Annotated in this window: 27 protein-coding genes and 1 pseudogene; 10 read left to right on the top strand and 18 right to left on the bottom strand. The window is 37.5% G+C overall.

The features are described 5' to 3' along the window. Positions 1-18: 18 nt before the first annotated feature. From ACIROD_RS11900 to ACIROD_RS11840, 13 genes are all read right to left on the bottom strand, one after another. Positions 19-1,374 (bottom strand): APC family permease, encoded by a 1,356-nt coding sequence (locus tag ACIROD_RS11900; protein ID WP_101224289.1) that lies wholly within the window; start codon positions 1,372-1,374, stop codon positions 19-21. Between the two features lie 494 nt (positions 1,375-1,868). Next, a complete protein-coding gene (locus ACIROD_RS11895; protein ID WP_402941013.1) occupies positions 1,869-3,212 on the bottom strand; it encodes an MFS transporter in 1,344 nt (447 codons plus the stop codon). A gap of 317 nt (positions 3,213-3,529) precedes the next feature. Then, positions 3,530-4,303 carry an IclR family transcriptional regulator gene (locus tag ACIROD_RS11890; protein WP_402941011.1) on the bottom strand — a complete coding sequence of 258 codons (774 nt, stop codon included), beginning with the start codon at positions 4,301-4,303 and terminating at the stop codon, positions 3,530-3,532. A 131-nt stretch (positions 4,304-4,434) separates the two neighbouring features. Next, on the bottom strand, positions 4,435-4,896 hold the full coding sequence (locus ACIROD_RS11885) for a flavin reductase family protein (protein WP_402942890.1): 462 nt from the start codon (positions 4,894-4,896) through the stop codon (positions 4,435-4,437). Next, positions 4,896-5,717, bottom strand: coding sequence for an FAD synthetase family protein (locus ACIROD_RS11880; protein WP_101224291.1), 822 nt, complete (start codon positions 5,715-5,717; stop codon positions 4,896-4,898). The genes ACIROD_RS11885 and ACIROD_RS11880 overlap by 1 nt, the downstream gene beginning before the upstream one ends. A 442-nt stretch (positions 5,718-6,159) precedes the next feature. Then, positions 6,160-6,876 carry a cupin domain-containing protein gene (locus tag ACIROD_RS11875; RefSeq protein ID WP_101224292.1) on the bottom strand — a complete coding sequence of 239 codons (717 nt, stop codon included), beginning with the start codon at positions 6,874-6,876 and terminating at the stop codon, positions 6,160-6,162. A 1-nt stretch (position 6,877) separates the two neighbouring features. Beyond that, positions 6,878-7,555 carry a DUF2848 family protein gene (locus tag ACIROD_RS11870; RefSeq protein ID WP_230177244.1) on the bottom strand — a complete coding sequence of 226 codons (678 nt, stop codon included), beginning with the start codon at positions 7,553-7,555 and terminating at the stop codon, positions 6,878-6,880. Next, positions 7,552-8,343, bottom strand: a complete 792-nt coding sequence (locus ACIROD_RS11865; protein WP_101224293.1) for a carbon-nitrogen family hydrolase — start codon at positions 8,341-8,343, stop codon at positions 7,552-7,554. Before ACIROD_RS11865 ends, ACIROD_RS11870 begins: the two co-directional genes overlap by 4 nt. A 29-nt stretch (positions 8,344-8,372) precedes the next feature. After that, positions 8,373-9,839 (bottom strand): 4-hydroxyphenylacetate 3-hydroxylase family protein, encoded by a 1,467-nt coding sequence (locus ACIROD_RS11860; protein WP_402941005.1) that lies wholly within the window; start codon positions 9,837-9,839, stop codon positions 8,373-8,375. Positions 9,840-10,322: 483 nt separating this feature from the next. Further along, on the bottom strand, positions 10,323-10,994 hold the full coding sequence (locus ACIROD_RS11855; RefSeq protein WP_230177238.1) for a GntR family transcriptional regulator: 672 nt from the start codon (positions 10,992-10,994) through the stop codon (positions 10,323-10,325). A gap of 281 nt (positions 10,995-11,275) precedes the next feature. Next, positions 11,276-11,818, bottom strand: a complete 543-nt coding sequence (locus tag ACIROD_RS11850; protein ID WP_402941001.1) for a 5'-nucleotidase C-terminal domain-containing protein — start codon at positions 11,816-11,818, stop codon at positions 11,276-11,278. Between the two features lie 70 nt (positions 11,819-11,888). Beyond that, complete coding sequence (locus tag ACIROD_RS11845) at positions 11,889-12,302, bottom strand: metallophosphoesterase family protein (RefSeq protein WP_402940998.1); 414 nt, start codon at positions 12,300-12,302, stop codon at positions 11,889-11,891. After that, complete coding sequence (locus ACIROD_RS11840) at positions 12,296-12,874, bottom strand: metallophosphoesterase (protein WP_402940995.1); 579 nt, start codon at positions 12,872-12,874, stop codon at positions 12,296-12,298. Before ACIROD_RS11840 ends, ACIROD_RS11845 begins: the two co-directional genes overlap by 7 nt. A gap of 352 nt (positions 12,875-13,226) precedes the next feature. Here ACIROD_RS11840 and ACIROD_RS11835 point away from each other — a divergent pair, with 352 nt between their 5' ends. Further along, positions 13,227-14,639: a PQQ-dependent sugar dehydrogenase gene (locus ACIROD_RS11835; protein ID WP_402940992.1), complete on the top strand. Its 1,413-nt coding sequence runs from the start codon at positions 13,227-13,229 to the stop codon at positions 14,637-14,639. Between the two features lie 59 nt (positions 14,640-14,698). Here the strand turns inward: ACIROD_RS11835 and ACIROD_RS11830 are convergent, their stop codons facing one another. From ACIROD_RS11830 to ACIROD_RS11820, 3 genes are all read right to left on the bottom strand, one after another. Then, positions 14,699-15,253 (bottom strand): hypothetical protein, encoded by a 555-nt coding sequence (locus ACIROD_RS11830; RefSeq protein WP_402940989.1) that lies wholly within the window; start codon positions 15,251-15,253, stop codon positions 14,699-14,701. Positions 15,254-15,409: 156 nt separating this feature from the next. Then, positions 15,410-15,793, bottom strand: a complete 384-nt coding sequence (locus tag ACIROD_RS11825; RefSeq protein WP_402940986.1) for a cupredoxin domain-containing protein — start codon at positions 15,791-15,793, stop codon at positions 15,410-15,412. Between the two features lie 126 nt (positions 15,794-15,919). Continuing rightward, the gene (locus tag ACIROD_RS11820) at positions 15,920-16,282 is read right to left on the bottom strand and encodes a group I truncated hemoglobin (RefSeq protein WP_402940983.1); all 363 of its coding nucleotides are present in this window, start codon (positions 16,280-16,282) and stop codon (positions 15,920-15,922) included. A gap of 306 nt (positions 16,283-16,588) precedes the next feature. Here ACIROD_RS11820 and ACIROD_RS11815 point away from each other — a divergent pair. From ACIROD_RS11815 to chrA, 6 genes and pseudogenes are all read left to right on the top strand, one after another. Beyond that, positions 16,589-17,334: pseudogene (locus ACIROD_RS11815) on the top strand (ABC transporter ATP-binding protein). Beyond that, positions 17,331-17,609 (top strand): hypothetical protein, encoded by a 279-nt coding sequence (locus ACIROD_RS11810; protein WP_402940980.1) that lies wholly within the window; start codon positions 17,331-17,333, stop codon positions 17,607-17,609. The pseudogene ACIROD_RS11815 and the gene ACIROD_RS11810 overlap by 4 nt, the downstream one beginning before the upstream one ends. A 98-nt stretch (positions 17,610-17,707) precedes the next feature. Next, positions 17,708-17,920, top strand: a complete 213-nt coding sequence (locus tag ACIROD_RS11805; protein WP_101224302.1) for a hypothetical protein — start codon at positions 17,708-17,710, stop codon at positions 17,918-17,920. A 533-nt stretch (positions 17,921-18,453) separates the two neighbouring features. Further along, complete coding sequence (locus ACIROD_RS11800) at positions 18,454-19,326, top strand: DMT family transporter (RefSeq protein WP_402940977.1); 873 nt, start codon at positions 18,454-18,456, stop codon at positions 19,324-19,326. Between the two features lie 371 nt (positions 19,327-19,697). Beyond that, positions 19,698-20,318, top strand: a complete 621-nt coding sequence (gene chrB / locus ACIROD_RS11795; protein ID WP_402940974.1) for a chromate efflux transporter ChrB — start codon at positions 19,698-19,700, stop codon at positions 20,316-20,318. After that, positions 20,318-20,869, top strand: coding sequence for a chromate efflux transporter ChrA (gene chrA, locus ACIROD_RS11790; RefSeq protein WP_101224305.1), 552 nt, complete (start codon positions 20,318-20,320; stop codon positions 20,867-20,869). The genes chrB and chrA overlap by 1 nt, the downstream gene beginning before the upstream one ends. Positions 20,870-20,904: 35 nt before the next feature. Here the strand turns inward: chrA and chrS are convergent, their stop codons facing one another. Then, the gene (gene chrS / locus ACIROD_RS11785; RefSeq protein WP_034315019.1) at positions 20,905-21,381 is read right to left on the bottom strand and encodes a chromate efflux transcriptional regulator ChrS; all 477 of its coding nucleotides are present in this window, start codon (positions 21,379-21,381) and stop codon (positions 20,905-20,907) included. An 882-nt stretch (positions 21,382-22,263) separates the two neighbouring features. Between chrS and ACIROD_RS11780 the strand changes: the two genes are divergently transcribed. The 3 genes from ACIROD_RS11780 to ACIROD_RS11770 are packed head-to-tail and all read left to right on the top strand — an operon-like array spanning position 22,264 to position 24,854. Continuing rightward, positions 22,264-23,655, top strand: coding sequence for a HAMP domain-containing sensor histidine kinase (locus ACIROD_RS11780; protein WP_402940971.1), 1,392 nt, complete (start codon positions 22,264-22,266; stop codon positions 23,653-23,655). Beyond that, positions 23,633-24,310, top strand: a complete 678-nt coding sequence (locus ACIROD_RS11775; protein ID WP_402940969.1) for a response regulator transcription factor — start codon at positions 23,633-23,635, stop codon at positions 24,308-24,310. The genes ACIROD_RS11780 and ACIROD_RS11775 overlap by 23 nt, the downstream gene beginning before the upstream one ends. A 1-nt stretch (position 24,311) precedes the next feature. After that, positions 24,312-24,854, top strand: coding sequence for a TVP38/TMEM64 family protein (locus ACIROD_RS11770; RefSeq protein ID WP_402940967.1), 543 nt, complete (start codon positions 24,312-24,314; stop codon positions 24,852-24,854). A 233-nt stretch (positions 24,855-25,087) separates the two neighbouring features. Here the strand turns inward: ACIROD_RS11770 and ACIROD_RS11765 are convergent, their stop codons facing one another. After that, a complete protein-coding gene (locus ACIROD_RS11765) occupies positions 25,088-25,645 on the bottom strand; it encodes a hypothetical protein (protein WP_402940965.1) in 558 nt (185 codons plus the stop codon). Between the last annotated feature and the right edge of the window lie 31 nt (positions 25,646-25,676).

Genomic DNA, 25,676 nt, shown 5'->3' with positions numbered 1-25,676 from the left:
CCTTGATGAATATAGCTTTTATGCCTGAATTTCTTTTTCAATCGCATTATCAATAGAAAGCTCAGGCGGCCGCTTACTAAACAATTTCGTATTTGAAAGCAGCATGATGAAACCAATTCCAAACCATCCCAGTCCGAGTAAAAGTGCCTTTGAATCAAGGCTAGTCCATAACCAAATTGTGAAACCAGTACCAATCAGCGGCAATATGAGGTATTTTAGTGTGTTCATTCCGTTTCGCTGTTTTTCTCTAATATAATAATGGGAAATAACCGAAAGATTAACAAAAGTAAAGGCAACAAGCGCCCCAAAGTTAATAAAGGATGATGCTGTCACTAAATCAACAAATAAAGCAGATAAAGCAAAAATACCCACTAAGATGATGTTATGTGTTGGAGTTTGAAATTTTGGATGAATGTGACCAAATATTTTCTTTGGAAGAACTCCATCTCTCCCCATCGCATACAAAAGTCGCGAAACACTTGCATGAGCTGATAAACCAGATGCCAGCCCTCCGGTAATATATCCTGCTAGAAAAATAGATTGAAATAAATTACCCCCTATGTACATGGCAATTTCCAAGGAAGCGGAATCCGGATCTTTAAAAGCTTGGAAATTTGGGTAAACAAGGTGACTGATGTATGAGATGGTGACAAACAGACCTCCCCCTATTAACGCGACGAGGAAAATGGCTTTTGGTATTATTTTTTTCGGATTAATGGTCTCCTCTGAAAATGTGGTAACAGCATCAAATCCTAAAAAAGATAAACACAAAACAGATGATCCCGCTAATACTAAAGATAGTGGTATATCTCCGTTCACAAATGGAGAACTCATGAATAATGTTCCTGAACCCATTCCGTTAAGTAACCCTTTAATCGAGAGGAATGAAAATATTACTATTATAAGAAATTGACAGGCAACTAATAAAACATTTATTTTTGTTGCTATTTTCACTCCAATTATATTTACAGTGGTGATTAAAATGACAAAGGCAATTAACCAGAAGGAAAAAGGAACGGATGGAAAATATGCGTTTAAGTAAATAGCGATCAGTAATCCATTGATCATTGGCAAAAATAAATAGTCCAATAGGATAACCCAGCCCACTAAGAACCCAAGGTGAGGATTAAGAGCCTTTTGAGTAAATGTATAGGCAGAACCGGCAACAGGGTAGGCCTTAACCATTTGACCATAGCTATAGGCTGTAAACAACATACCAGCCAAAGCTATGATATAGGCAGCTGGTACCATCCCTTTCGTTATCTCCGCAACAACCCCATATGTAGAAAAAACTGTTGTAGGTGCCATATAAGCCAATCCAAATAGCACTAAAGGAAATACTGTTAACGAACGTCTTAATTTTGCATTCTCCATGTATCACTCCACCCTTATTCGTGATTAATTAATTTATATGCAAATACCATACCAAGTGGGTATTAATGGTATTTTGCCAACAATTGCAATATACAGATTATTTAATGAATTAATAGGTTTATGCAATTCTACATCATTTATTTAATATTGCATAATCAGTCGTCAGGGACGGGATATGGCAACCCATTATTCAATACTTTTCTTCTTCAGCTAGCCGTCCTCGGCTCTCACTCTTCCGATATCTAAGAAATATCTATTCATTAAGTCATTTATAAAGGAAAAATCAAATGGCAAAGTTATCATAATGCCATCGCCCGAACATAGTCTACTTGGTGCCTTCTACCGTAAACACTTCAAAGAGACTTCATTGAAAGAGAGCGATATTGGAAGGTTTCCCTACCCCAACCGCTCTCGTACAACTTCGCTCTTCATTAACTGTTAAACGTCACCATTTTTAAAGATCAATCTATTTTCCCTCTTAGAAAGACTATTCATTACCCGCTTATTTGATTATCTGTATCCTTATCGTCTATTGTCCTTTTTTCAGAGAAAGGATTACTTTTACTTTGACTACTTCGGACAAATAATACTGAGATAAGAGATGCGATACAAAGAAATACTAAAAATGAAGCAAGCGGAACCCAAGAATTATTGTAGGTGCCTACTAATATAGTCGCAATCATTGGGGCAGTTCCACCAAATAATGCAGAGCCTGTTTGATAACCAAGCGTTATTCCTGTATAACCAACATTCGTACTAAACATTTCAGTAAACATTGTCCCGATAGTCGCCGCAATTGGAGGCCACAGTATTCCTAAGCCCACTATTGAAATAACGTATAACCAAGGAGTGGATTGTAAGGAAAATAAATAAAAGTATGGAAAGGCAAAAAGCGTTATTCCGATAGTACCAATAAGAAAAACACGTTTACGGCCAATTTTATCAGATAACATTCCCATAAATGGCATGCAAATCGCTGTAACGATTGTTGCAACAGTAACTACATTTAAAGCTGTAGTCCTTGAAAAACCTTGTGTTTCTGTAGCATAGGATATGAAAAATGTGGAAAATAAGTAGAATGGGCCCACTTCAACACATTTTGCTCCTAAAGAAATTAAAACAGCTTTCCAATGATATCGCAGTGTCTCAAATAGTGGGATTTTTACGACGTTTCCTTTTTCTTTCTCTTCCTTGAAGGCCGATGTTTCCTCAATCCCTTTCCTTATCCAGATACCAATAACTACTAAAATCGCACTTAGGACAAATGGAACCCTCCATCCCCATGAAAGAAATTGTGATTCAGGAAGTAAACTCATTAATGAAATGGAGAATGTCCCAAGTAACATCCCAAGAGGGATACCCATTGCAGGAAAGCTTCCAAAAAAGCCACGTCTTTCTTTAGGTGCAGATTCAACCGCTAAGAGTATTGCTCCTCCCCATTCCCCGCCAAGTCCAATCCCTTGAACGAGACGAAAAAAAACCAGAAGGATTGGAGCCCAAAGCCCTATCATGCTATATGTTGGAAGTAGTCCAATACATACAGTAGAAATTCCCATTAATAAAAGTGAAAGCACAAGAGTATTTTTCCTGCCAAACTTGTCTCCCAAATGACTAAAAACAAGCCCACCAAGAGGTCGTATAAAAAATGTAATGCCAAATGATGCATAAGCAAGCAATAAACTTACAAACGGATCATCATTAGGAAAATACAGTTTATTAAATACAAGTGCAGCAACGGTTCCATAAAGAAAGAAATCAAAAAATTCAATGGTACTGCCAAGTAAACTTGCAAATAATATCTTTTGTGATTTCTTGTCCAGTTTCTTTTTCCCACTCAATTTAACACACCTCCGGATTAGTTACTTCCTGGATGCGGGTTCTTGGATGTGGATGGCTTGCTGATTATTAATAGGTTAATGGTGCACCAACATTAATAACGTACTATGTTACTTCCCCGATAAAGAGAGTCTGATCTCCTGCTATTTGTTTACTTTGTGCCTTATATTAATCTTGAACATGCAGTTAATCAGACTCATAAGTATTCAGTATAATGTGTTGTGTATCCACAATACATTATATAAATACCTTCAATAAGGCACTAATTGTTCTGGTGAAAAAGCCTATAATCGCAATTTGTCTATCAACCGTGGATATATTAGCCTAAACAAAGATGTTTATCGTTATACCCAAATTCCCGTGAAATATCGAGTGCTGCACTCTTAACCTTTTCAACCAATGGAGGCAACAACTCGTTTTGGTAATTCACTTCAAGACCAGCAACACTAATGCCCGCAATGATATAACCTTTGTAATTAAAAATAGGAGCAGCTACCGCAGATATATAATTTTCAAGTTCCGAGTGACTGATCGTAAATTGCATTTTTCGAGACTCTTCTAGAAGAATACGAAGTCTCTCTTTATCAGTAATTGTTCCAGATGCAATCGACTTCAGTTCTATTTGCTCTAAATATTGTTCCCGCTCATACTGCGGCAGAAAAGCGAGAATGACACGAGAACACGCTCCGGCATACAGCGGTGTTCTCCGGCCAATTGCCGTATTAAGCCTTACACGCTGTTTTGTATCCTGTTTTTCGATGCAGATTGCCTCTTTGCCGTCTTGTACGATGAGATTAACGGCTTCCCCTACCTTATCATGAAGCTTTTGCATTATCGGCAAAGCTACCTGCCGAATATCGAAACGTTCAGCTACTAAATGGCCAAACTGAAGAAATAACAGGCCAAGTGAATATTTTCCATCTCTATCTTTTGCGAGAAGACCCATCTCTTCAAGTGACATTACCATTCGATAAACAGATGTTTTCGGTATCCCTGAAAAATGTACGATTTCATTAAAACTTAACTTTGAGTGCTTTAAAAAAAGATTAAGGATATCCATTGATCTGACGGCTGTCTTATTTTTGCTTTGCATGAGTTCCCCTCCTTAACAAAACAAAAGCGCTTTTTCAAGAATGCTTTACGGTCTTTTTAACTAATACGGAACAGGATCATCGTTTTCAAATTTAATGATCAAACTTTTACAAAAATCCTGATATAAACAGATTAGCTGAGTATTTCGGCGTATTTCCCTTCATAAAAGGCTAGTGGTGCTCCTTCGCTAACGACGAGTTCAGTTACTTCTCCAATAAAGAGTGTATGATCCCCAGCCATTTGTTTACTATGGACCTTACATACGATATTTGCTAAAGCATTTTTAATTACTGGCAGTTCATTTATCCAGCCAAATTCAATCTGACGTTTTTCTTTAATCTGCCCCGCAAAATGCATGGATAACTCTTTTTGAGCATCTGACAATATATTTACAGCAAATTTTCCAGATTCATTAATTTTATCTAGCATTTTAGCTTTTTCGCCTATGGATATTAAGACCATTCTTGGATTAAGTGAAACTGACATAAAAGCATTCGCCGTCATACCGTGTGCTTCATCTTCTAAAAGTGTTGTAATGACTGTTACTCCTGTTGCAAATTTCCCCATCGCATTTCTAAAATTTCTATCATCCATCATTTTATAACCTCCTTAAAATTTGAACTATACTTAAACATTGATTCGAAAGGAATCTGTTTTATGAATTTAACAGTCAATTCTTCCACAACACCTCCCTTCAGCATTTCTATAATTTGACCGCTTATTTCATCATTTCTCTTGCTGCACCCATATCTTATAAATTTCCCATGACAAGATTTGTTCTCGTTTTTGATTTCTACACGATATAAGCCTGGTGCTGGCAGGATATACTTATTCCCAATATAGATTTCCATATTTGTCTCTTTCTCATGTTTATGTCTATTTGCACTATAAACGACCCCATTAATTTCAAAATGATGTCCCAAATAGTAGGGTACGAGGTGGACATCTCCATCCCTTACCATTTTTCTAATTAAAGTTGAACTTATTTTTTCGCCATTATGTACCTGTTTTGAAATGACGGTTACATCAAAGAGGTTGTTTTTACTCACTTTTTGTAAATAATCAACAGTACCCTGAGCTTTATTTCCAAAGGTGAAATCAAATCCTACCACTATATGTTTAGCTTGAAGACCTAAAACATATTGTTTAATAAACTCAGATGGCTGAAGGGAAGCAAATGCTAAATTAAACTTTATGACAAAAAGCTTGTCCACTCCAATAGCAGCCATTCTTTCAATCTTTAAAGCTAGGGGAGTTAAATATCTCCAATCTTTCTCCAATTTGATTACTTCATTTGGATGTGGATCGAAGGTCATCGCCGTGAATTTAAGATTTTTCTTTTCGGCTATTCTCTTGGTTTGCTTCAACAGAGATTGATGACCTAAATGAACACCGTCAAAAAAACCTAATGCCATTACGTGAGGCTCCCTTGGATATAGGGATCCCTCTAGTGGATGTGCTAAATGGAAAACATCCAACCTGCTTCACCTTCTCCGTCATCAAGATAATGATTTTTAAAATGTTTAGCCGATATTATTTTGTGTAATACTGGTGTACGGTGGACCCATCAACCATTAATGACGTACATTTTAAGTCAACAATTGAACTTTTCATGAATGTGCACTCATTGCTTAACAATTAGAGTTTCTTCGTAATGAACTCTGTATACATAATCTATTACACGGAATATTCAGATACTTAAATACCCCAATAATCAATTTGAGCATTCGCATTGGGTTCCTGCGTAAGAATGTATCAGAGATAAAAGGCTCCTCGTTGTTTAATGTCACGAGAAGCCATTTGATGGATTACCATATTCGTATATGCAGGAGCTTATTCGTTTCAAAACATATCTGTTTATTGTACCTTAGAGTAGTAACGGACCTCGAAAATCTTACAGCCATCCGGTGATTTCCATGGGCCATGCTCCATCCCAGGAGGACGGCAAGCAACCATTCCTGCTGTAAATTCCTCATTTAAACGTAGATCAATTAAAGATCCTTCAATTATATATAATTCTTCCCAAAAATCATGGACTTGCACCCCATTAGGAGAAGTATCTGTCCCTGGACCGTTATGAAGAATTCTTGTAGCGACTCCTGTAGTAGGGTCAGAAGCAATGATTCTTTCAGAAAGGCTCTTAACCTTACTAAAAGGCTGCGCTTCAAAAGTGTTATGATCGACAAATTCATGTTCTTCTTTTTTCTGATCTGCATAATAGCGAACTTCGAAAATCCTGCAACCATTAGTTGATTTCCATGGACCATGCTCCATCCCTGGAGGACGGCATGCAACCATTCCTGCTGTAAATTCCTCATTTAGACGTAAATCAATTAAGGATCCTTCTATAATATATAATTCTTCCCAAAAATCATGGACTTGGACTCCATCAGGGGATGTATCAGTACCTGCCTCCAGTTCAAGAATTCGAGTTGCTACATTAGTATCTGGAATCTGTGCAATAATTCGTTGAGATGCACCTTTTACAGTTTTTGAAGGAACAGCCTCAAAGGTTTTATACTCAACAAATTCTAATTCTGGTTTTCTATCAATTTTCATTTTTGATTTTTCCATTTCAAACTACCTCCGAATCCACTAAAATATGAACTTGATAATACAATTGAATTTTGTTATCCGTTAAACGATCATATAATTCTGCTGAAAATGCTTCCCCATAAATAAATTCACCATTTTTAATCGGTAATGTTCCGCAAAACACAATCATATCCTCACTATCATATCCACGTTCCTCGATTATTTTGAGCAAGTCTTCAGGATGCAAGAATTCTCCCAGCTTGCCTGTTTGGTACTCTTTTTTCACCCCATCAACAATCATCCAGCTTCTCATTTCAATGTCATCCCATCGATCTTTTACTTCATCCAAAGCCCAAAATTGTGTTGAAATAGGTTTGCTGCATACTTGTTTGGATTTCTGAATAGACACTTTTTCAAGCCCGCGGTCCGTGTGATCACTGCCAAGTCCTAAATACCATTTCCCTTGAATTTTCATGATGACCACTTCTGCTTCTCCGCTGCTGCTTTCTTGAATAACTGAAATTGAGTTATTTGTCGTAATGAGATTTGTTGAAAGATCGTAAATCATCGGAACTTGTGGAGGAGCCGGTACGCCGATCTCCTTCAATTCATCAATATGTTTTTTTACAGATTCCTGGTCTTTTCCCGTATAGCCGGCAATAAGTAATCGTTTAGGGTCTGCGACAATATTTCTTCCACAAACATTAATATTTATCAACTGAATTCCTCCTTTCTATCCAAAACTCGGTGCTTCAAATTAGGGAATACATCTCGAATCTTAGTAACCTGAGATGGATCAATCTCTGTTTTAATAATAGTTTCTTCGTCTCCTCCAGCAGCCACAACAATCCCCCATGGGTCAACCACTTGACTATGACCAGCTAAAAGGACGTCATTAGTATTACCAACACAATTACTCGAAATCAAGAAACACTGGTTTTCCAATGCTCGAACTGAATTGAATAATTTCCAATGCTCCAGCCTTCTATGCGGCCAAGCAGATGTAACAAGAAGTAACTCTGCTCCTAAATCCACTTCAGCACGATACAATTCAGGAAATCGCAAATCATAGCAAGTTGATAAGCCAACTTTCCCGAATTCTGTATCGACTACAGTTGTTTCATTTCCTCTCGTCAATATTTGGCCTTCTCTTGAACCATAACGAAATAAATGCATTTTTCGATAGGTTCCTATAAGTTTCCCATCCGGAGAAAACAGAACACTTGTGTTGTAGTATTTTCCATTATTTTTTTCTATAAAACTACCTGCAAATATATATGACTTAACTTCTTTAGCCTTTGAGGAGAATCGTTGGACAAAATCCCCATTCAATTCTTCTGATTCGTCAATATAACGATCAAAAGAAAAGTACCCTGTTGCCCACGTTTCTGGTAAAACTATTAAATCTTGTCCTTTTAATCCATCAATCATTGACTCCACACGATCTATGCGAGCAGATTTAGATTCGCTATCTTTAATCTCTAATTGTATTGATGCAATTTTCATTTCTGCAACATCCTTTTATTTATATTTTTTTATATTAGTTCTTCCACCCGAGTAGGAAGTGAATAGCTTCCTAAAAATTTATCCACCATTTGAACCGGCTCATCATAGCCGTAATTTCTAAATGAAAAGCCTTTCGTGACAAAAGGTGCACCATTATAGAACATTTCATACTGTTGATGCCTGCCACCGAATTCTGAACCAATGATATCCCATACTAACTTAAATAGTTTAATTTTCTCCTCAGCCCCAACTCCCGTAGAACGTATATATTGATACATATCATCTTTCGTTTCAGGATTGATGAGTTCTTTATATGAAGATGGTAATTGTAAAACACCTCCACCGCATAACTCCCGTAAAATTTTAATAGTGGAAGCATATATAGTTTCCTGTTGACCTACTACACCATAGAGAAAACGTGGATTCGGTCGTGCCACACCGTTTTTGTCGATGATACAATTATATTCAGAAGCTAAGAGATTACCTTCTACAGAAGCCGCAATAGAAGCAAGTTCCCCTAACTTCTCTTGGACTGAAGGGATTTTATCAATTCCATTCATAGCAGAAACTTTTCGAGCAGCCCCAATCAAAAATTTCAATTTATTGCTAAATCTTATTTGCGCCTGATTATTGCCTAATACGTGAGCTGGTGTTTCATGGAACTGAGCTCTCACGATGTCAATATTTTTGTAAACAAAAATATCTTGCCAAGGAATGAATACATCGTCAAAAACAACTAATGAATCACTTTCATCAAAACGAGAGGACAATGGGTAATCAAATGTGCTTGGAGATTTTTCAGCATAACCAGGCCTCGCATAAAATTTTAATCCTTTTGCATCAATCGGCAGTACAAAAGACAAAGCATAATCTTCATCACCAGGTCTGAGTGGTGTAAGGCAACTTACAAATAAGTAATCTGATACTGCTGATGCAGTACCGAGCATTTGAGAACCTCGAACAATAATTCCGTCCTCTCTTTCTTCGTAAACTCCAACTGGAAGAAATTTATCTTCCTGCTCATGAGCTGCTTTACTTCGATCGATTTGTGGCGGAATAATAACGTATGTTACATATAGATCCTGATCTCGCACATGTTTATAGAAATTCAAAACATTATTCCCATAGCCTTCTCCTCCACGATCAAACACATCGGGTGAACTGGCAAAAGCAGCCAAAAAGCTGGCGACGTGATCAGGGCTTCTTCCGACAAATCCACATGTTGCTTCAGACCATTTAGAAATCGCCAATCTTCTATCTTTAAGTTCTTCCCGACTCCTTGGAATCATATAAATTTTATTTGCTAGTGTACCGTCCTCAGTTTTGTATGTCATATTCTGAGATTCATCCCATGCTAAATCGTATAAACCTGCAATGGTATGTGTAATTCCTGTAAAAGCAGGGTGGGTCGTCACATCCTGTACTCGTTCCCCATTTATGTAGATTGCCCTATCATCTTTCAATGACTGTAAATATTCTTTACCTGTTCTAACCATACCTGATTCCTCCTATATGTTTGAATAAGTACATGTTTTAAAAACAAGAAACGATTTAACAGGCGAACCTTAATTGTATTTCGTGTTATGTATTATGTATTGTGTATACATTAAAGGTTTTGCCAATTCCAATCTATAATTAAGGTAGGTAATGACATTCCATATCGAATCATTATTCCTTTATACCTTTACTCTTTACCTATGAACATTAACATCGGGATCGATTGGTAAACGCTTTCATTTCCAATGAATTATAGATTGTTCTCTTACTATTTCAACAATAAGGCTTACTATCTAAGCAAAAACCCAGGAAAAAGCATTCGGAAGAATTTCTCCAAGGCTTTGCTCTACACGTGAAAAAAAGAATCGGTTTAACCTTGCTTCAACTTCATAGTCTGAAGTTGATTCTAAACCCTTTTTTTTCCTAAAGATTAATAAACTGCCTTTTACTAGGAGCACCCCCCTTCAAGCATTTGATAGAAATCAGGAATTATCAACCATAATCAATGTTTCTTTTGTTTTTTCTAAATGGTTTAAAATCGCCTGTGAAGCCAGTTCGGGATTTTTCTCCTCTAAAGCCTGGATAATCTGAGTATGTTCCATTAAAACATTTTTCATTCTCCCAAGTTTACTGACTGCTTTTAAACCCATAAGCTGAGTAAGGTTATGAAGATTGTTCAAAACTTGCTCTATTATAGTGAAGTTTGCTAGCCTTGTCAGCGAGAGATGAAACTCATGGTCTAGCCTGATAAAACTAATAGCATCATCGTTTTGCAACGCTTCTTCTTGTTGCTTCAGAATTAATTTAAGTAACCTCAGCTTTTCAGGTGATGTCATTTCTTTTGTTAGTTTTTTCACCGATTCAACTTCAATTGCACTTCTTAGTAAAAAGATTTCATCCTGTTCCTCTGGTGTAATCTTTCTTACAGTTAAACCCTTCCTTGGTATGGTAACAAGTAATCCTTCCTTCACCAAATCTTGAATAGCTGCCCTTACCGGAGTTCTTGAAGTATCTAACCTTTCCGCTAATTGAACTTCAGTAAATATTTCATCACTGGTAATACCACCAAATAAAATCGCTTTTTTTATTTGATTATAAACTTTATCTTGTGTTGTTCTTTCCTTTTCGATTGGTTTTAAATGAATTCCTGCCATATTAATCCGTCCTTTTTGATAAGTCTTTACAATATGAACAATTTAAATCTACATGATTGGCTAAAACCTCATATGTGTTATGTATACATAATACATAATACCTCAGACATAAGTCAATAATATATTTTTTATTTTTCTGAATTTTACAAACCGGACAGCACCTTTTTATTCCATAAGAAAAAGAGCTGCAAAAGCAACTCCTTTGAAAGAGTAAATTAACAATAGTCGAAAATATAATTTTTTGGGCTCACTTACTTATGCAAGTCCTTGTATTTTCCCCTTCATTCTTTCAATGAAGGGGAAAAAATTTCGTGGGGGTACTTCTGTTGGATATAGCGTATTAATGCAGTGACAACTTGCGGACCGGATTCTACGAGTCTGCCTTGTTCAAATGCAGTGAAGTTATCACCGCCTGAAGCTAAATAATTACTAACCGCTACTTCATATTCGTTGTTTGGCTGAATCTCTTGACCCTTCTTGTCTTTCAGCACAACAACCTTGCTGCCAATTGGAGCTTCGGGGTCCCAATTATACGTTAAACCAACCGTTTGCAGCCTATTTTCATAATCTTTCGCCCACTGCTGTTCTAAAGCAAGTTTTATTTGGTCTCCTGTTAAGATTAACTTACTGACACTATGACCCATAGGCAAGACTGTATAAAGGTCTTCTACAGTGACCTCCCCTTTTTTAAAACTTTTCCGCATTTCGCCTTGATGGACAAAAGCTATATCTACCCCCATGGCTTCCCGCTCAGATTCTGCAATCAATTTCGCTAATGGGGATTCACCGTTTGCATCTTGATTTCGTTTGATTTTTTCAGGCAATTGTCCTATTACCTGATTAAAGTGGCTCCCCAATCTTTTTCTGTATTTATTTAGAAGGGCAACCGTTTCTTTATCCGAATTTTATATGATGATGTGAAGTGAAAATAATCTTTGCTTGTTTCTTAACGATAATTTTAGAATGTGGGTCAATTTCAAGATTTACTTGAGAAAAGGCTTTCCCATTAGAATAAGCTTGAACGATCAGTTTACCGGCTACAACGGTATTGGCATATTCATGGCTGTGACCCGCAAAAATGACATCGACCTCATCATCGATTCTTGGAGCCATCTCCACTAAAGCTCCACTGGAATTTGCTCCTGCCTTATCTGATTTAGCTGAATCATGTGCCAATACAACAATCATTTTAATCCCTTTTTCCTTTAAAATCTTAACGGATCGGTTAATTGCTGTAACTTCATCCGTAATTTCTACTTCTTTTCGATTTTCAGGTGTCACATATAGGTTGGTCTCTTTTGTTACCACCCCGATAATCCAATATTAATTCGGTCAATTTGTTTAATAACATACGGTGGTAACAAGGGAGTACCCGACTTTCCATCGATTATATTTGCAGAACTGTAAGAAGTATTGGCACCTTGAAAATAGCCTGTTTTTTTATTGAATCCTCCATAAATAAGGCGTTTCATTTCATTTACGCCTTGATCCAATTCATGATTTCCGGGTGTCCCGACATCAAAGTGCAGAAGGTTTAAAAATTCAATCGTCGGTTCGTCTTTAAATTGAGAAGAGATTGGAGGACTTCCTCCTACCATATCACCTGCATGAACAAGTAGTGTATTTGGGTTTTCTTGTTTATATTTTTTTAAATGGGCAGCCAGGTATTCAGCCCCACCTGCCATGGTTCCTGAAACCATTTGATATTTGTTTAGTTGGCCGTGAAAATCATTAACTCCTAACAAATGTACTTGAATGTAGTGGTTGGATGTGGAATGGTTCGTTGAATGATTGGATGAGTATGCTGAGATTTTATAAGTTACGAAAATGATGATGAATACCAAGATGAACAAAGAAGATATGGCCTGAAATTTTGACAATATCCGATCCCTCCCTCTGGATGTAAATTAAGAATAACTCTTGAATTTTATATCCGTATAAAGCGACCGTGATTTTTTGTTATATTTCATATAATAATTATTAAATTAACCCAGTACATGCATAGCTTTTTTAAATACTCATACGGCTTAACATTTAGAAATCTGTTAAGATTTTGACTAGCAATAAATACAGTTTTATTTAAAAAGGCTCCCATTTTTCTACCCATTTAATTACGCTCGTGGAGAAAATGGTGTAATGCCTTATCAGATTCCCCGGCCTAATTTGGTACTAATGGACAGCTCTAATCATATTCTTATAAAAAGAAAACAATAAGAAGGGGTGCAAAGTCAGTTGATAAAAGTCAAGGTTGGTTTACGGCCCATCGTAAGTAAAATAAATTTACCTACTGTTTTGAAAACAACCATACTTCCAGGTGACTCAATTGAAAGATTATTTATTGCAACCCAGGTAGGAGAGATCTTTTACATAGGAAACGGAGATATAAGGACTTTTTTGGATATTCGCCCGCGAATCCTGAAACTAGGTGCTTCTGGTGGCGGATATGATGAACGGGGATTGCTAGGGCTAGCGTTTCATCCCGATTTTTATTATAACGGTCTGTTTTATCTTCATTATTCAGTGGCTGGAACACAAGGACCAGGTGCTCTTCCTGAATCTTTTAAGCCTGATCCATGTGATCCCAAGACTTTAAACCTACGGTGGATAAATAGAGAAACACAATATGATCATATTGATACAATTGAAGAATGGATTTTACAATCGAATGGCCAACCCCAAAAACGACGGACATTACTTAACTTAAGAAGACCATTTTCAAATCATAATGGGGTCAATAGTTTAAACTTTTCACCTGAAACAGGAAAACTTGTTTTAACAACCGGAGATGGTGGATCAGGCCATGATCCATTTAACTTAAGTCAGGATGATCTGGAAATCGCTGGTAAAATAATTGAAATTGATGTAGGTAAGAATATGTACGTCAATGATCCACCCATTGTCACACGTTTCAATGAACTTCACACAACCATTCAGGAAGCGCTCATGGTAATGGCCAAAGGTGTTCGCAATATACCAGGCATTTCATTTCAAAGGTTTTATAATCAGTATATTAAATATGCGGGAAATGTCGGCCAGAATTTGGTCGAGTCGATTTTTTCATTCGTTCATTATAAACCAATGCCGGTTACTCAGCTTATTCAAGCTTCTTTCATGAATTCTGAACCTGACAAAGAAGGATTCATTAACTTTGGCTGGCGAGGTTGGGAAGGTGCTTTTCCTGCTTCGATTATAAAAGGCTGCACTGAAAATCAGAATTCGGATGAAAAAACAATTGCTTATTACAATGAAGCAGTATCACTTTCAGGGAGTCGTCTTCAGCCTTTAACTAGTTATTTTCATAAAGATAACAGACACGATAAGTTTGAAGGAACTGCACTTACAGGAGTGCAAGCATATAGGGGGAAAAGCATCCCTGGTTTAACAGGAAGCGTTGTGTTTACGGATCTTTTCCGGAAAGAATCTCAACCTCAGGTTAGAGGGGCTCTAGCTTATACCACCATTAGACCAAATGGTGAACAAAATGATTTTAGTGTGATACAAACCGATTATGATTTTGGGTCTCAATCAGCTTATTATGTTAATTTGGGAACGAACCTGGATCAAAGCAGATTATATTTAGGGGTTTATGGCTCTATGAATGTGACTGATTTCAACCAGGGTACTGTTTTTGAAATTGTTTCATGAATTAATTCTTGATAATTCTCTTATGAATCCAAATTAATCAAGTGAGTGATGGGGAATCACTAAATTATAATCATTTTTAATCTTTTAAAAATGATTAAAGCAATTTCAACCCATAACCAGCTATAAAGAAAAGCAAATAAGAAGCCAGTAATAAGAAATGAAAAGGAAACAGAGACTGCTGGACCTAAAACTGGAAAGTGAAAAATAAATATTAGACTCATAATCCCTAACATTAAAAGAATTGCGCCAGCAGCGATAATACTTAATCTCTTCCTAAAGAAGTAAAAAGATGCCCCTATGCCAAGTCCTAACAATCCTGTTGTAAAAGGAAATACAATCAGTTCAGTGGGCTGTAGGATGCATAACAACATAATTGTCAGAAGGTAGGTCATCACTCCATATGGAATGGAAAACATGGAACATAACAGAATAGGTGCAGTGGCTAGCGGACTTATAAAATATCCTATACCTGGTAAAAAGCCAGCAGCAGCCTGTAGAATAGCAGCGATACAGGCAAAAATAGACCCTAAAATGAGCTTCATCGTTTTTTTATGTTTATTGAATACTATTTGAGATAAACGAACCTCATCAGAAATAAGTTTAAAAAAATACACCTTTCCACCTCCTTCCATTTGGTTTATACGTTACGATACATTATATTACCATTTATTAGAGGTGGAACAATTATTAATCATCCAAACATCAATTTCCTGTGTAATGAAAAAATAGCTTAATAAATAAAAAAAACAAGGCCTTATTGGCCCTGCCTTTTATTTGACTAATACTTTCCCAACCATTCCTTCCTGGAAATGGTACCGGCATGTCAGTTCATATGTACCGGGCTGTTTCGGTTGCACGGTAATGGTTTTTTCTTTACCTGGCTGGACCTCGGCGTCAATTCCGAGCTTCTCCACTGTGAAGGTGTGTTCTTTTGTACCTTTGTTTTTCAATATCAACGTTGTGGCTGTTCCATTCGGAATAGTGATGACTTCCGGATTAAAGTAATCGTCGTTCAACTCTACCTCAATCGATTTCACCGTAGGCTGAGCTACAACACCGGATTCGGCAAATACGCCGAGTGAGCCTAGACTTGTCACAACTACAAACATTGCAAGCACAACGGCCAATCCTGTTACCCGCTTTTTCATAGACATTCGCAATCCCTCCTTCCTTAACACTATTTTTTCTAATCCATTAATATATTATTACTATTAATTTGGTTGCAAAGAAGAGCTGCTAGTCAGCTCTCCTTTGCAAAGCACCTGATAGCTCAATAACAATCATTTATACAAGATATCATCTCTTAGTGTAGCAACTTTAGATAGAGCTGTATTTATGTCAGCTTCATTCACTCCAAAGTGAGCTAGTGCATCGTTAAGATGTTTTACAATGGCATTAAAATGTTCTGGTTGCAGATTCAATCCTTGGTGTGCTTTTGCCATGGATTGTCCAGAATATTGTTTTGGACCACCTAATGCAAAACTAATGAACTTTGTTTGATGACGGCGTTGCTTTTCCATATCCGTTTTTTTAAAAAAATGATTAACTGTCTCATCCTTAAGAACCAATTCGGAGTAAAAATAGTCCACAACTTTTGCTATCGCTTCTTCCCCGCCGACTTTTTCATAAAGTGTTTGTTCCATATATACACTCCTAACTTGTAATTAATAGAAGTATTCTTTGTAGTAAATTTGTTTTTATTCTTTATCTTACAATTTAATCCCCTTTTGCTAAGATTCACTAATCCCTCTTTATTTCCACTTGTTGCTACCAAGTTGCTGAAAATGAATAATTGTTATAGGGAAATCCATTTATTACATTCACTGTTCACACTTTTATTTTACATATTCAAATTGTAATGTGACAAAATTGTAATCTTACTTCCTGTTACATCTATGGTGGGAAAAGGGATGAATTTTATAGTATGTAGCATGAGGAGGAGATTTACGTTGAAAAAAGTATTACAAACTAAAAACTTATCAAAATCCTATGGAAAAGCACAGGTTTTAAAAAATATTGACCTTACCATTACTTCGGGTGAATTTACGGCTAGTATGGGGCCATCCGGTTCGGGAAAAACCACACTGATGAATGTGCTCTCGACAATTGATAAATTTTCTGGCGGGGAGGTCTGGCTTGAAGAACAGGCCTGTTGGATTTAAACAAAAAAGCATTGCGTACATTTCGCCAAGAACGCATGGGGTTCATCTTTCAAGATTACAATTTGCTTGATACTTTAACGATTAAAGAGAACATTCTCCTTCCCCTTTCATTGAGGAAATTTTCTACGGATGAGATGGAAAGACGGCTGAGACCAGTCATTCAGGCATTGAATATTGAAGAAATCCAGGATAAATACCCTACAGAAGTTTCAGGCGGTCAAAAACAACGGGCTTCATCCGCGCGCGCAATTATTGCAAACCCTGCGATTGTCTTTGCAGATGAACCTACAGGCGCACTTGATTCGAGATCGGCAACACAATTATTGGAACAGTTATCGAGTTTAAATGAAACGTTTCGAACGACCATTCTCATGATTACACACGACTCCTATGCAGCAAGCTTCTGTAAACGAGTTATCTTCTTGCGTGATGGAGGAATCGTAAACGAGCTTTATAAAGGTGACCAAAGTCAAAGTGACTTCTTTGATCGAATCCTTCACATCCAGAGTGCCATGGGAGGGAATCAAAGGTGAACTTACTGAATATGACGGTCCGGAACGTTCAGCGCAATTTCCGTGTTTATACGATTTATCTGTTTGCCATGATGACTGGTGTGATGGTCCATTTCACCTTCTCATCACTGATGTATAACCAGGATATATTGGATGTACTCAATAATAAGGAGAGTTTTCAAACGGGGGTGTCGATTGCCTCAGTGGTCATCTTCCTCTTTATCATTTTCTTTATTCTTTATGCTAACTCTTTCTTTATGAAGCAAAGAAAAAGAAGGATACCCATAAAACTGTAGACATTAATTTTAAGATAAAAAAAGTTACCAGATTGGCCAAATAATAAGTATAAGAATGTAATAGATTGGATAAACTAATAAAAAAGGAGTGGGAGATTATGGAGACTAAAATTAAAGAAGGAACGAAAGAAATGTGGAGCGAAATTAATGCATGTATTACTAGGAAAATAAATGAAAAACATGATTTATCCTTTCAAAAGAAGAGCAATGATAATTATATGAATCTATATATTCAAACAGCCGTATTACACACGCTATTTGAACTATCAGATGAGTTCAGGAAAATTGAAAGAAAATATAACGGATTGTGATGCTTCCGGAAAGGTCATGCACCAAATATAACGTAACGGTGGATTAGGTTTAAACTCTTAAGGGAGCTCTTTAATCCTAATCCACCTTTTCTTTCCAGCTTTATTACTGTACCATTTGCATCCCTTCCCTATAAATCCCTCTTTTTATCCCAACTAGAATCCATTAAGCCAAATAGAAACCCCACCAGTTGTTAATAGATCAGGTGGGGTTTTTTCATGTGTTTCAAGTTTTAGTATACTATCTTGATTGACGGATAATCTTAATTGTACGCTAGCTTAATACTATTATTTGTTGTTTTATCAATCTAAAATCTTGTATATTTAAATGAGTATATTTTATAACTTACTGATGCTTGAAACAGCTCGGAATACTAGAATCATTGAAAATAATATTTTTTGAAAGTGAGCTGAAAGCTTATGATGTGGTCACCACTATTCGAAAATGATGTACCTGCAGTTATTCTTCCTTAACGGCAGAAAAATTGCATCTCCGTTAAGGACTGGAAATGTTTAGTTAAAACGGAGGGTACAAGATGAAAAACACTATATTAGGTTCTTTATATTTATCACTCGCTGCTAGCATTTGGGGCGGGATGTATGTTGTGGTAAAAGTTGTGGTAGACGTTGTTCCGCCACTTGAATTAGTATTATTACGATATGTAATTGCGATTTTAGCATTGCTGACAATTGGTTTTATAACAAAACAATCTTGGCGGATTGAAAAACGGGATTGGCTTTTGGTTTTCATTATAGGACTTGTTGGAAACACAATTTCCATCGTAACCCAGGAAGTCGGTACACTGCTATCCACTGCACAAATGGGAGCCATCATTACTTCCACAACACCTGCATTCATGGTGATATTTGCACGTATCATTTTAAAAGAAAAGATCACTATCAAGAAATCAATTTCTGTAATTTTAGCGACAATCGGAGTCGGTATCATTGTCGGGAATGCCCATATCGGCTCATCTCACCAACTTGGGGGCCTATCACTGCTTATTGCTGCCTTAACTTGGGCACTTATGTCTGTTCTAATTAAACGTGTCCCTGGGCAATATTCACAAATTGTTATAACGACCTATGCAGTGCTAGTGGCAATTGTCTTTTTAACACCTATTACGATCAGTCGATTGGATGAGCTTGATTTTCAAGCAATCATGCATCCATCCATATGGGGCGGCCTATTATACTTGGGCGTTATTTCCACAGCATGTGCCTTTTTACTTTGGAATCGCGGACTGCAAATGCTTACCGCTTCAAGTGGTGGATTATTTTTCTTTTTACAGCCTATAGTCGGTACTTTTTTAGGTTGGTTAATACTAGGGGAAAAAATCGGCTTGTCTTTTTGGATCGGCACAATATTAATTTTTATCGGGGTATTATTAGTCATTCGGGAAGAATAACCCACATTAATAAGTTTATTAGAGTTATATATTAAAATGTACCCTATAGAGCGGTCTCTTTAAAAAAGGCTGTCTATAGGGTTCTTTTTTGGTTTTAAAAAGGGGAATGCAGAAAAAGTTGTTTTTTTATTTGTAATTTCTCCTTATTAATACCCCTTTATGTTAATAATAAGGCAGAATCCAAGTACTCAGCTCCACACCGTCCCAACGGTTTCTAGATTCTTAAGACAAAAAGATGTATTATTATATTTTTTTCAGCCTATTATATTGAAAAATCCCAAATATACAATCATTACGTAATAATAATTATTATTTTATGTACATTTCGAAAGAGTTTTTGTTATCATTAATTCATAATATTTTGGAAATGAATGCTAAATTTTATAACGAAGGAGGAATCGTTCTTGAAAAAACCATATATGGAATTGACGATTGGGATGATGAGAACGGGGATATTAGGTTTCGGCGGCGGACCATCAGTCATCCCGCTCATCCGCCACGAAGCAGTTTCCCGTTATCACTGGCTCGACGATGATGAATTCGGGGAAACTTTGGCGATTGCCAATACACTCCCAGGACCGATTGCCACGAAGATGGCAGCATATCTTGGTTATAAATTAAAAGGCTGGCCGGGAGCCCTCGTAAGTGTGGCCGCTCACGTTTTACCTTCATGCTTTGCGATGGTTTTCTTGATTGCATTCATTAATGTTTTAAGTAATTCAGCAATGATCAGCAATATGATAGCTGCTGTAATGCCGGTGGTTGCCGTCATGCTTGGTCAAATGGCTTATGAGTTTGGCGAAAAGGCGGTAAAAGGGTTAGGGAAGGTGCTCGGAATCACCTTTTTTGCGATTTCCTTTTTGCTTCTGCGGGTCATTTCCCTGCATCCGGGTATCGTCATCATGATTTTTCTTATATATGGAGCGTTTCATTTTAAATTAAAGGATAGATTGAAAAACAAAAAGACGGATAGGAAGGAGGAATCCGCTTAATGGGTCTTATTATCCCAATAGGAGTTGCTGTTTTTCTGGCGTTTTTCATAGCCAATATGCTTGGTTACGGCGGAGGTCCAGCCTCGATTCCGCTAATGTATGATCAAATCGTAACCCGTTATGGCTGGCTTGATAATACCGAGTTCTCACAAATGCTGGCGTTAGGAAATTCACTCCCAGGACCGATCGCCACGAAAATAGCCGCATATGTCGGATATGATGTATATGGCTGGCCAGGATTTCTAGCTGCCTTGGCAGGCACGATCATCCCTTCAGCCGTGGCTTTGATATATTTATTAAAAATCCTGCGAAAATACAAGCAATCGCCTATCGTAAAAGGCATGTCACTGCTTGTACAGCCCGTGATTGCGATCATGATGTTATTGCTCACCTGGAATATGGCAGCGGATGCGGTCGGATCCATCGGCTACATCCATTCAATCGTCATCGCTGGATTGGCATTCTTGGCTTTAGGTAAATTCAAGATTCACCCCGCATTCGTAATCATTCTTGCCTTTGCGTATGGCGGCTTTATCATCCCGCTCACATAATAAAAAAATCCACCTATATAGGGGGATTTTTTTATTTAAAGCTTCATGCCCATCCGGCTTTTATAGCGTTTAATGAGAATTTGGCAATCAACGCTGACAACACCGACGACCGCATACAGCTTCTCATTGAGAAAACGTTCCATCTCTTGATTATCAGTAAAGATTCCGTGCATATGGAGTTTACTCGGACCGGTCATATGATATAAACTCGTTACAGCCGGTTCACTTTCTAATTGCTGTGCGACCGATTCCAGATATTTTGGCTCAACCTCAACGTTAAAGAATGCCGAGACATGGATACCGACCTTAGCTGGATTTATGACCGCAGTAAACCTCTCGATCACCCCGTTTTCAACAAGATGATTAATTCTCATCTGTACCGCAACTCTGGAAAGCTCCACTTTCTTCGCTAAGTCGGTATATGAAATTCGTGCATCTTCATGTAAAACCGATATGATTTTCTTATCGATCTCATCAACTTTCAAGCTGGGAATCTTAAAGTCCTCTGCCATCCTACGTAACTCCTTTTCGATTTCTTTATTCCATTATCGCAGAGAACACCACCGGATCACAACAATCTTCCTTTCACTTCTAATAAAGGCAGAAATTTTTGGGAAGCCCTAATGTTCCCTCTCCTACTTCCATTTGAATGTCCATCATATATGTAGCTTTTCAAACTTAAGATGCAGTATTTTATCCAGCTGAGTGCAGCCGCCAAAAAGATGGAATTCGATAGACTCAGGGCCGGACAAATGACGGCACCTCCTTGAGTTCCAGACTGAAGTCCCCCTCCTACTTCGAAAATTGGAAGGCGGGGGTTTTACAGCCCGTTTAATGCAGGATAATAGTTTATGAATTTCCAATGGACACTTCCTCAATCCTTTGTTTGTAAGGTTTTTGCGATATTTTTGTATTCCTCATCATTGAGAATGCCCATTTTTTTGAATAATGCGGAATAAGCCATTATTTTTTTCTGCGTACGGTTTGTACAATTCATATGGATCAGCTCCTTTTTTATATAGTATTCATTTACGACAAAATGTTTCCTTAATACAAAACATTTTGAATAGACTAAATAAAAAAATTGTCCATTTTTCCGGCAGTTTCAATTTATTATAGGTTTAAATAAAATAAAAGCAGTCTACATAAATTCAAGAATCATCATCTATTTTTTAAATAACAACTTCCAATAGAATTAAAAAAACTTATTCCCGCATTACCATATACAAGACTGAAAAAATGCAGTTTGGGTCCATTAAAGTTATTGTCCTTCTTGCAACAAGTCTTCATTCGGATTATCGTTGTTTAAGAGATGCGAAGAAATTGAAAATACTGCATACTTTCTTCATACTTTTTCGCTAAACTGACTTTATTCCATAAGAAGGTGAATGCTCATGAAAATCTCCTTTAAGCTCGGACTATCTATATTTGTTTGCATTTTTTTGATGGAAACCGTTTCGATGATTTACTTGCATAATAAAGTAATCCATTCCCGTATCAATCAAGAATTGGAATCACTGAAGGCCCGTGGCAATAGTCATCGTGATGTGTTGGAAATCACGTATTCCGACTCTACTCTTAAGCATATCGGCCTGATGGAGTACCATACCGATACAGATGTCGTAATTACGAACACAAGGGGCGATATTCTGATATCTTCCGAAAAGGTAAATGGGGGAATGAAAAAACTCTTGGCAAAAAACATCCCGCAAGTTCCCCGAAAAGGTATGGTCATCCAATCAAGTTGGAAGGATGAAAGATATATAGCGACCATTACGCCATTTATCAGTGATAAAGAAAAAAAAGGCTATGTTTATATGTTCAAAGATACTAGGGAAGTTGAGGATTTAATTGCACAATTGAATAAGCATTTCCTTTTTGCGACTGCATTGCTCCTTTTCTTCATGCTTATCACCATTTATTTTCTATCAAAAGCTTTGACTAGACCGCTTATTTCAATGAAGGAAGCGACAACCAAACTCAGCAAAGGGAATTTTTCAGTGGCAGTGCCAGTACGATCTCATGATGAACTCGGGGAGCTTGCCCAATCCATTCAAAGCTTGGCTAATGAATTGAACTATTTAAAGAAGGAACGCAATGAATTTTTGGCAAGTATCTCACATGAACTGCGAACGCCGCTAACTTATATCAAGGGATACGCTGATATTGCCCGCCGGAAAGACTTGAATGCTGCCGAACGAACACGATACTTAGAGATCATCCATGATGAATCTAAAAGATTAAACAGATTATTGGACGAACTATTCAATATGGCTAGAATGGATGTGAATACATTCACCATATCAAAAGAAACCGTCCAGCTCTCTTCATTCCTGCAAAACATTCATGAAAAAGTGCTGCCGGCTTTTACAAATGAAAGAATTCAATTGAATCTGGAATGTAAGGATGATTTATTTATAGATATAGATCCCTCACGGTTTGAGCAAGTCATTCTTAACCTGCTCGATAATGCGCTGAAGTACTCGAACGAATATACAGTCACCACCATCAAAGCAACTGAATGCCTTGGCAGGATTTCCGTCTCCATAATCGATCAAGGTGTTGGCATTCCCCCTGAAGATATCCCCCATATCTTTGACCGTTTATATCGTGTCGAGAAATCACGCGCCAGAGATACCGGTGGATTCGGATTGGGGCTCTCCATCGTCAAGCAATTAGTGGAGATACAAGGAGGGATCATTTCGGTTAAAAGCAACTTGGAGCAAGGAACGTGCTTCACTATCACATTTAAGGAGATTACAAATGAAGACAATAGTTCTGGTTGATGATGAACAGAGAATGCTTGATCTATTAGAGCTATACATTAAACCTCACGGATATACATGCATGAAGATGAAATCTGGACATGAAGCCTTACAGTTCTTAGCGCATAAACATGCGGACATAGTACTTCTTGATGTAATGATGCCTAATTTGGATGGGTGGGAAACATGTGAAAGGATCCGTGCGTTTACCAACATTCCCATAATCATGCTCACCGCCCGGGATGCTGCACAAGAAATGGTGAAAGGGTTGAAAAAGGGCGCAGACGATTATATTACGAAACCGTTTAATGAAGAAGTTTTACTTGCCAGAATCGAAGCAGTGACGCGGCGAGTGCATAATCAGGATGATACTGTGATATTTAGAGGGCTAAAATTAAATGAATCCGCTTATGAAGCACATTATGATACAAAAACAATCCCATTGACACCAAAAGAGTTCTCACTGTTATGCTTGTTTTTAAAATCTACAGATCAAGTGTATTCCAGAGACCACCTGCTTTCGACCATTTGGGGATTTAAAACGGATACGGAAGATCGGACAATCGATTCCCATATTCGAAATATTAGAGAGAAATTGCGTCATGTCGGTTTTCCTGTAGATCAACACTTGAAAACGGTCTGGGGCATCGGGTATAAATGGAGTTCTGTGGATTGATATGAATTTCATTTCTGAGGCATTACTATCCAGCGGCCCTTTTTCCATTGCTGTAAGTTTAGTATTCAATATATTGATTAGCGTGCTTGGTTTTGTTCCAAGCGTATTCATCACGGCCGCCAATATCACCGTATTTGGATTTGAAAAGGGATTGATCCTTTCTTACATGGGGGAAATTGCCGGTGCATTGGTCAGCTTTTGGTTATATCGAAAGGGCTTTCAAACATTCCAACCCAAGTTCATGAAGAACCGGTGGGTCATGAAGCTGCAAAAGTCACAAGGGTTTCATGCATTTTGGATGATCCTGATGCTTAGGCTCCTTCCTTTTATACCATCCGGCGTGATTAACCTTACAGCAGCATTAAGCAAGACGGGAATGATGATTTTCTTCCTCGCCACATCCATCGGAAAACTGCCTGCCCTCCTTGTCGAGGCGTATTCGGTGACACAAGTATTGAAGGCCTCGGATGATGTAAGGATTGTTTTGGTACTGTTGATTCTGGTAATCACAGTCGTTTATTACTTTAATAGAAATAAGTTATAATCCGAAATCTAACAAGTTGTTCTTAGGCAAATAACTATTCGTATATAAAACTGAAACGAAAACAAGGCTGCACCAGATTTTCCGTTTCTGGCTACCTTGTTTTCTTATTGGAAGATGGTAGTCTTCAAAAGTCTCTGTTTGCAATAGTATCTTAACACTACTATATGTGTTATCCGGTATGTGTGAGTAGGTGATATTAGCAAGCAAACATCCTATCATGTTTGCTTCTTAAATTATAGAAGATAAAATGTATTTCCTTCAGGACCGAGCGGCAGATGTCCATCTTCAAGCAATTCTACAATAAAGGAAAATGGGTTTTCTTCACCAGCAAGTTCAGCTGTACAAGCAAGAACACTTATATACATGGCATGTCCAACGAGGAACTTTATTGCTTTTTCATCCCTAAATGCGTTGAATGCATGTTTATATGCTCCATGAAAAACGGCCTGCGGCACTTTGTCCACGATATCTGCAAGCAGTTTTTCATTTCCAGCGGCATCGATCTTTTCCTTAAGTTGATCTGGTAATTCCTTTAGAACTTCCCAAAGTGTACTTCTTTCAAACGAAAGACAGCTGATTGCCTCTGAAACCTGAGTTGCCGAAAGCCACTTTATTTTATATTCACTGACGCCAATTGCGTTCATAAACTGATCTACTTTTCTCTCTGCTTCATTACACTTCACCCCGACTTGTGAATACCAGTCTATGGAAGTAAGTCGCACAATCATTTCATTGGCAGGCCGTGCGTCCGTACCGTACTTTTCTTCATTGATTATTCCGACTAAAGCCATATTAGTCCACTCCTTTCATACCTTCCGTTTT

The organism is Peribacillus sp. NPDC101481, from assembly GCF_044767165.1.
Lineage (GTDB): Bacteria > Bacillota > Bacilli > Bacillales > DSM-1321 > Peribacillus.
This window is presented reverse-complemented; position numbering and strand designations above follow the sequence as displayed.

What these genes read in the sequence shown, in the direction of transcription:
- ACIROD_RS11900 (WP_101224289.1), bottom strand. Translation starts at nt 1,374, where the DNA reads ATGGAGAATGCAAAATTAAGACGTTCGTTAACAGTATTTCCTTTAGTG.
- ACIROD_RS11890 (WP_402941011.1), bottom strand. Translation starts at nt 4,303, where the DNA reads ATGCAAAGCAAAAATAAGACAGCCGTCAGATCAATGGATATCCTTAAT.
- ACIROD_RS11885 (WP_402942890.1), bottom strand. Translation starts at nt 4,896, where the DNA reads ATGGATGATAGAAATTTTAGAAATGCGATGGGGAAATTTGCAACAGGA.
- ACIROD_RS11880 (WP_101224291.1), bottom strand. Translation starts at nt 5,717, where the DNA reads ATGGCATTAGGTTTTTTTGACGGTGTTCATTTAGGTCATCAATCTCTG.
- ACIROD_RS11875 (WP_101224292.1), bottom strand. Translation starts at nt 6,876, where the DNA reads ATGGAAAAATCAAAAATGAAAATTGATAGAAAACCAGAATTAGAATTT.
- ACIROD_RS11865 (WP_101224293.1), bottom strand. Translation starts at nt 8,343, where the DNA reads ATGAAAATTGCATCAATACAATTAGAGATTAAAGATAGCGAATCTAAA.
- ACIROD_RS11860 (WP_402941005.1), bottom strand. Translation starts at nt 9,839, where the DNA reads ATGGTTAGAACAGGTAAAGAATATTTACAGTCATTGAAAGATGATAGG.
- ACIROD_RS11855 (WP_230177238.1), bottom strand. Translation starts at nt 10,994, where the DNA reads ATGGCAGGAATTCATTTAAAACCAATCGAAAAGGAAAGAACAACACAA.
- ACIROD_RS11825 (WP_402940986.1), bottom strand. Translation starts at nt 15,793, where the DNA reads ATGTCTATGAAAAAGCGGGTAACAGGATTGGCCGTTGTGCTTGCAATG.
- ACIROD_RS11820 (WP_402940983.1), bottom strand. Translation starts at nt 16,282, where the DNA reads ATGGAACAAACACTTTATGAAAAAGTCGGCGGGGAAGAAGCGATAGCA.
- ACIROD_RS11805 (WP_101224302.1), top strand. Translation starts at nt 17,708, where the DNA reads ATGGAGACTAAAATTAAAGAAGGAACGAAAGAAATGTGGAGCGAAATT.
- ACIROD_RS11800 (WP_402940977.1), top strand. Translation starts at nt 18,454, where the DNA reads ATGAAAAACACTATATTAGGTTCTTTATATTTATCACTCGCTGCTAGC.
- chrB (WP_402940974.1), top strand. Translation starts at nt 19,698, where the DNA reads ATGCTAAATTTTATAACGAAGGAGGAATCGTTCTTGAAAAAACCATAT.
- chrA (WP_101224305.1), top strand. Translation starts at nt 20,318, where the DNA reads ATGGGTCTTATTATCCCAATAGGAGTTGCTGTTTTTCTGGCGTTTTTC.
- chrS (WP_034315019.1), bottom strand. Translation starts at nt 21,381, where the DNA reads ATGGCAGAGGACTTTAAGATTCCCAGCTTGAAAGTTGATGAGATCGAT.
- ACIROD_RS11780 (WP_402940971.1), top strand. Translation starts at nt 22,264, where the DNA reads ATGAAAATCTCCTTTAAGCTCGGACTATCTATATTTGTTTGCATTTTT.
- ACIROD_RS11775 (WP_402940969.1), top strand. Translation starts at nt 23,633, where the DNA reads ATGAAGACAATAGTTCTGGTTGATGATGAACAGAGAATGCTTGATCTA.
- ACIROD_RS11770 (WP_402940967.1), top strand. Translation starts at nt 24,312, where the DNA reads ATGAATTTCATTTCTGAGGCATTACTATCCAGCGGCCCTTTTTCCATT.
- ACIROD_RS11765 (WP_402940965.1), bottom strand. Translation starts at nt 25,645, where the DNA reads ATGGCTTTAGTCGGAATAATCAATGAAGAAAAGTACGGTACGGACGCA.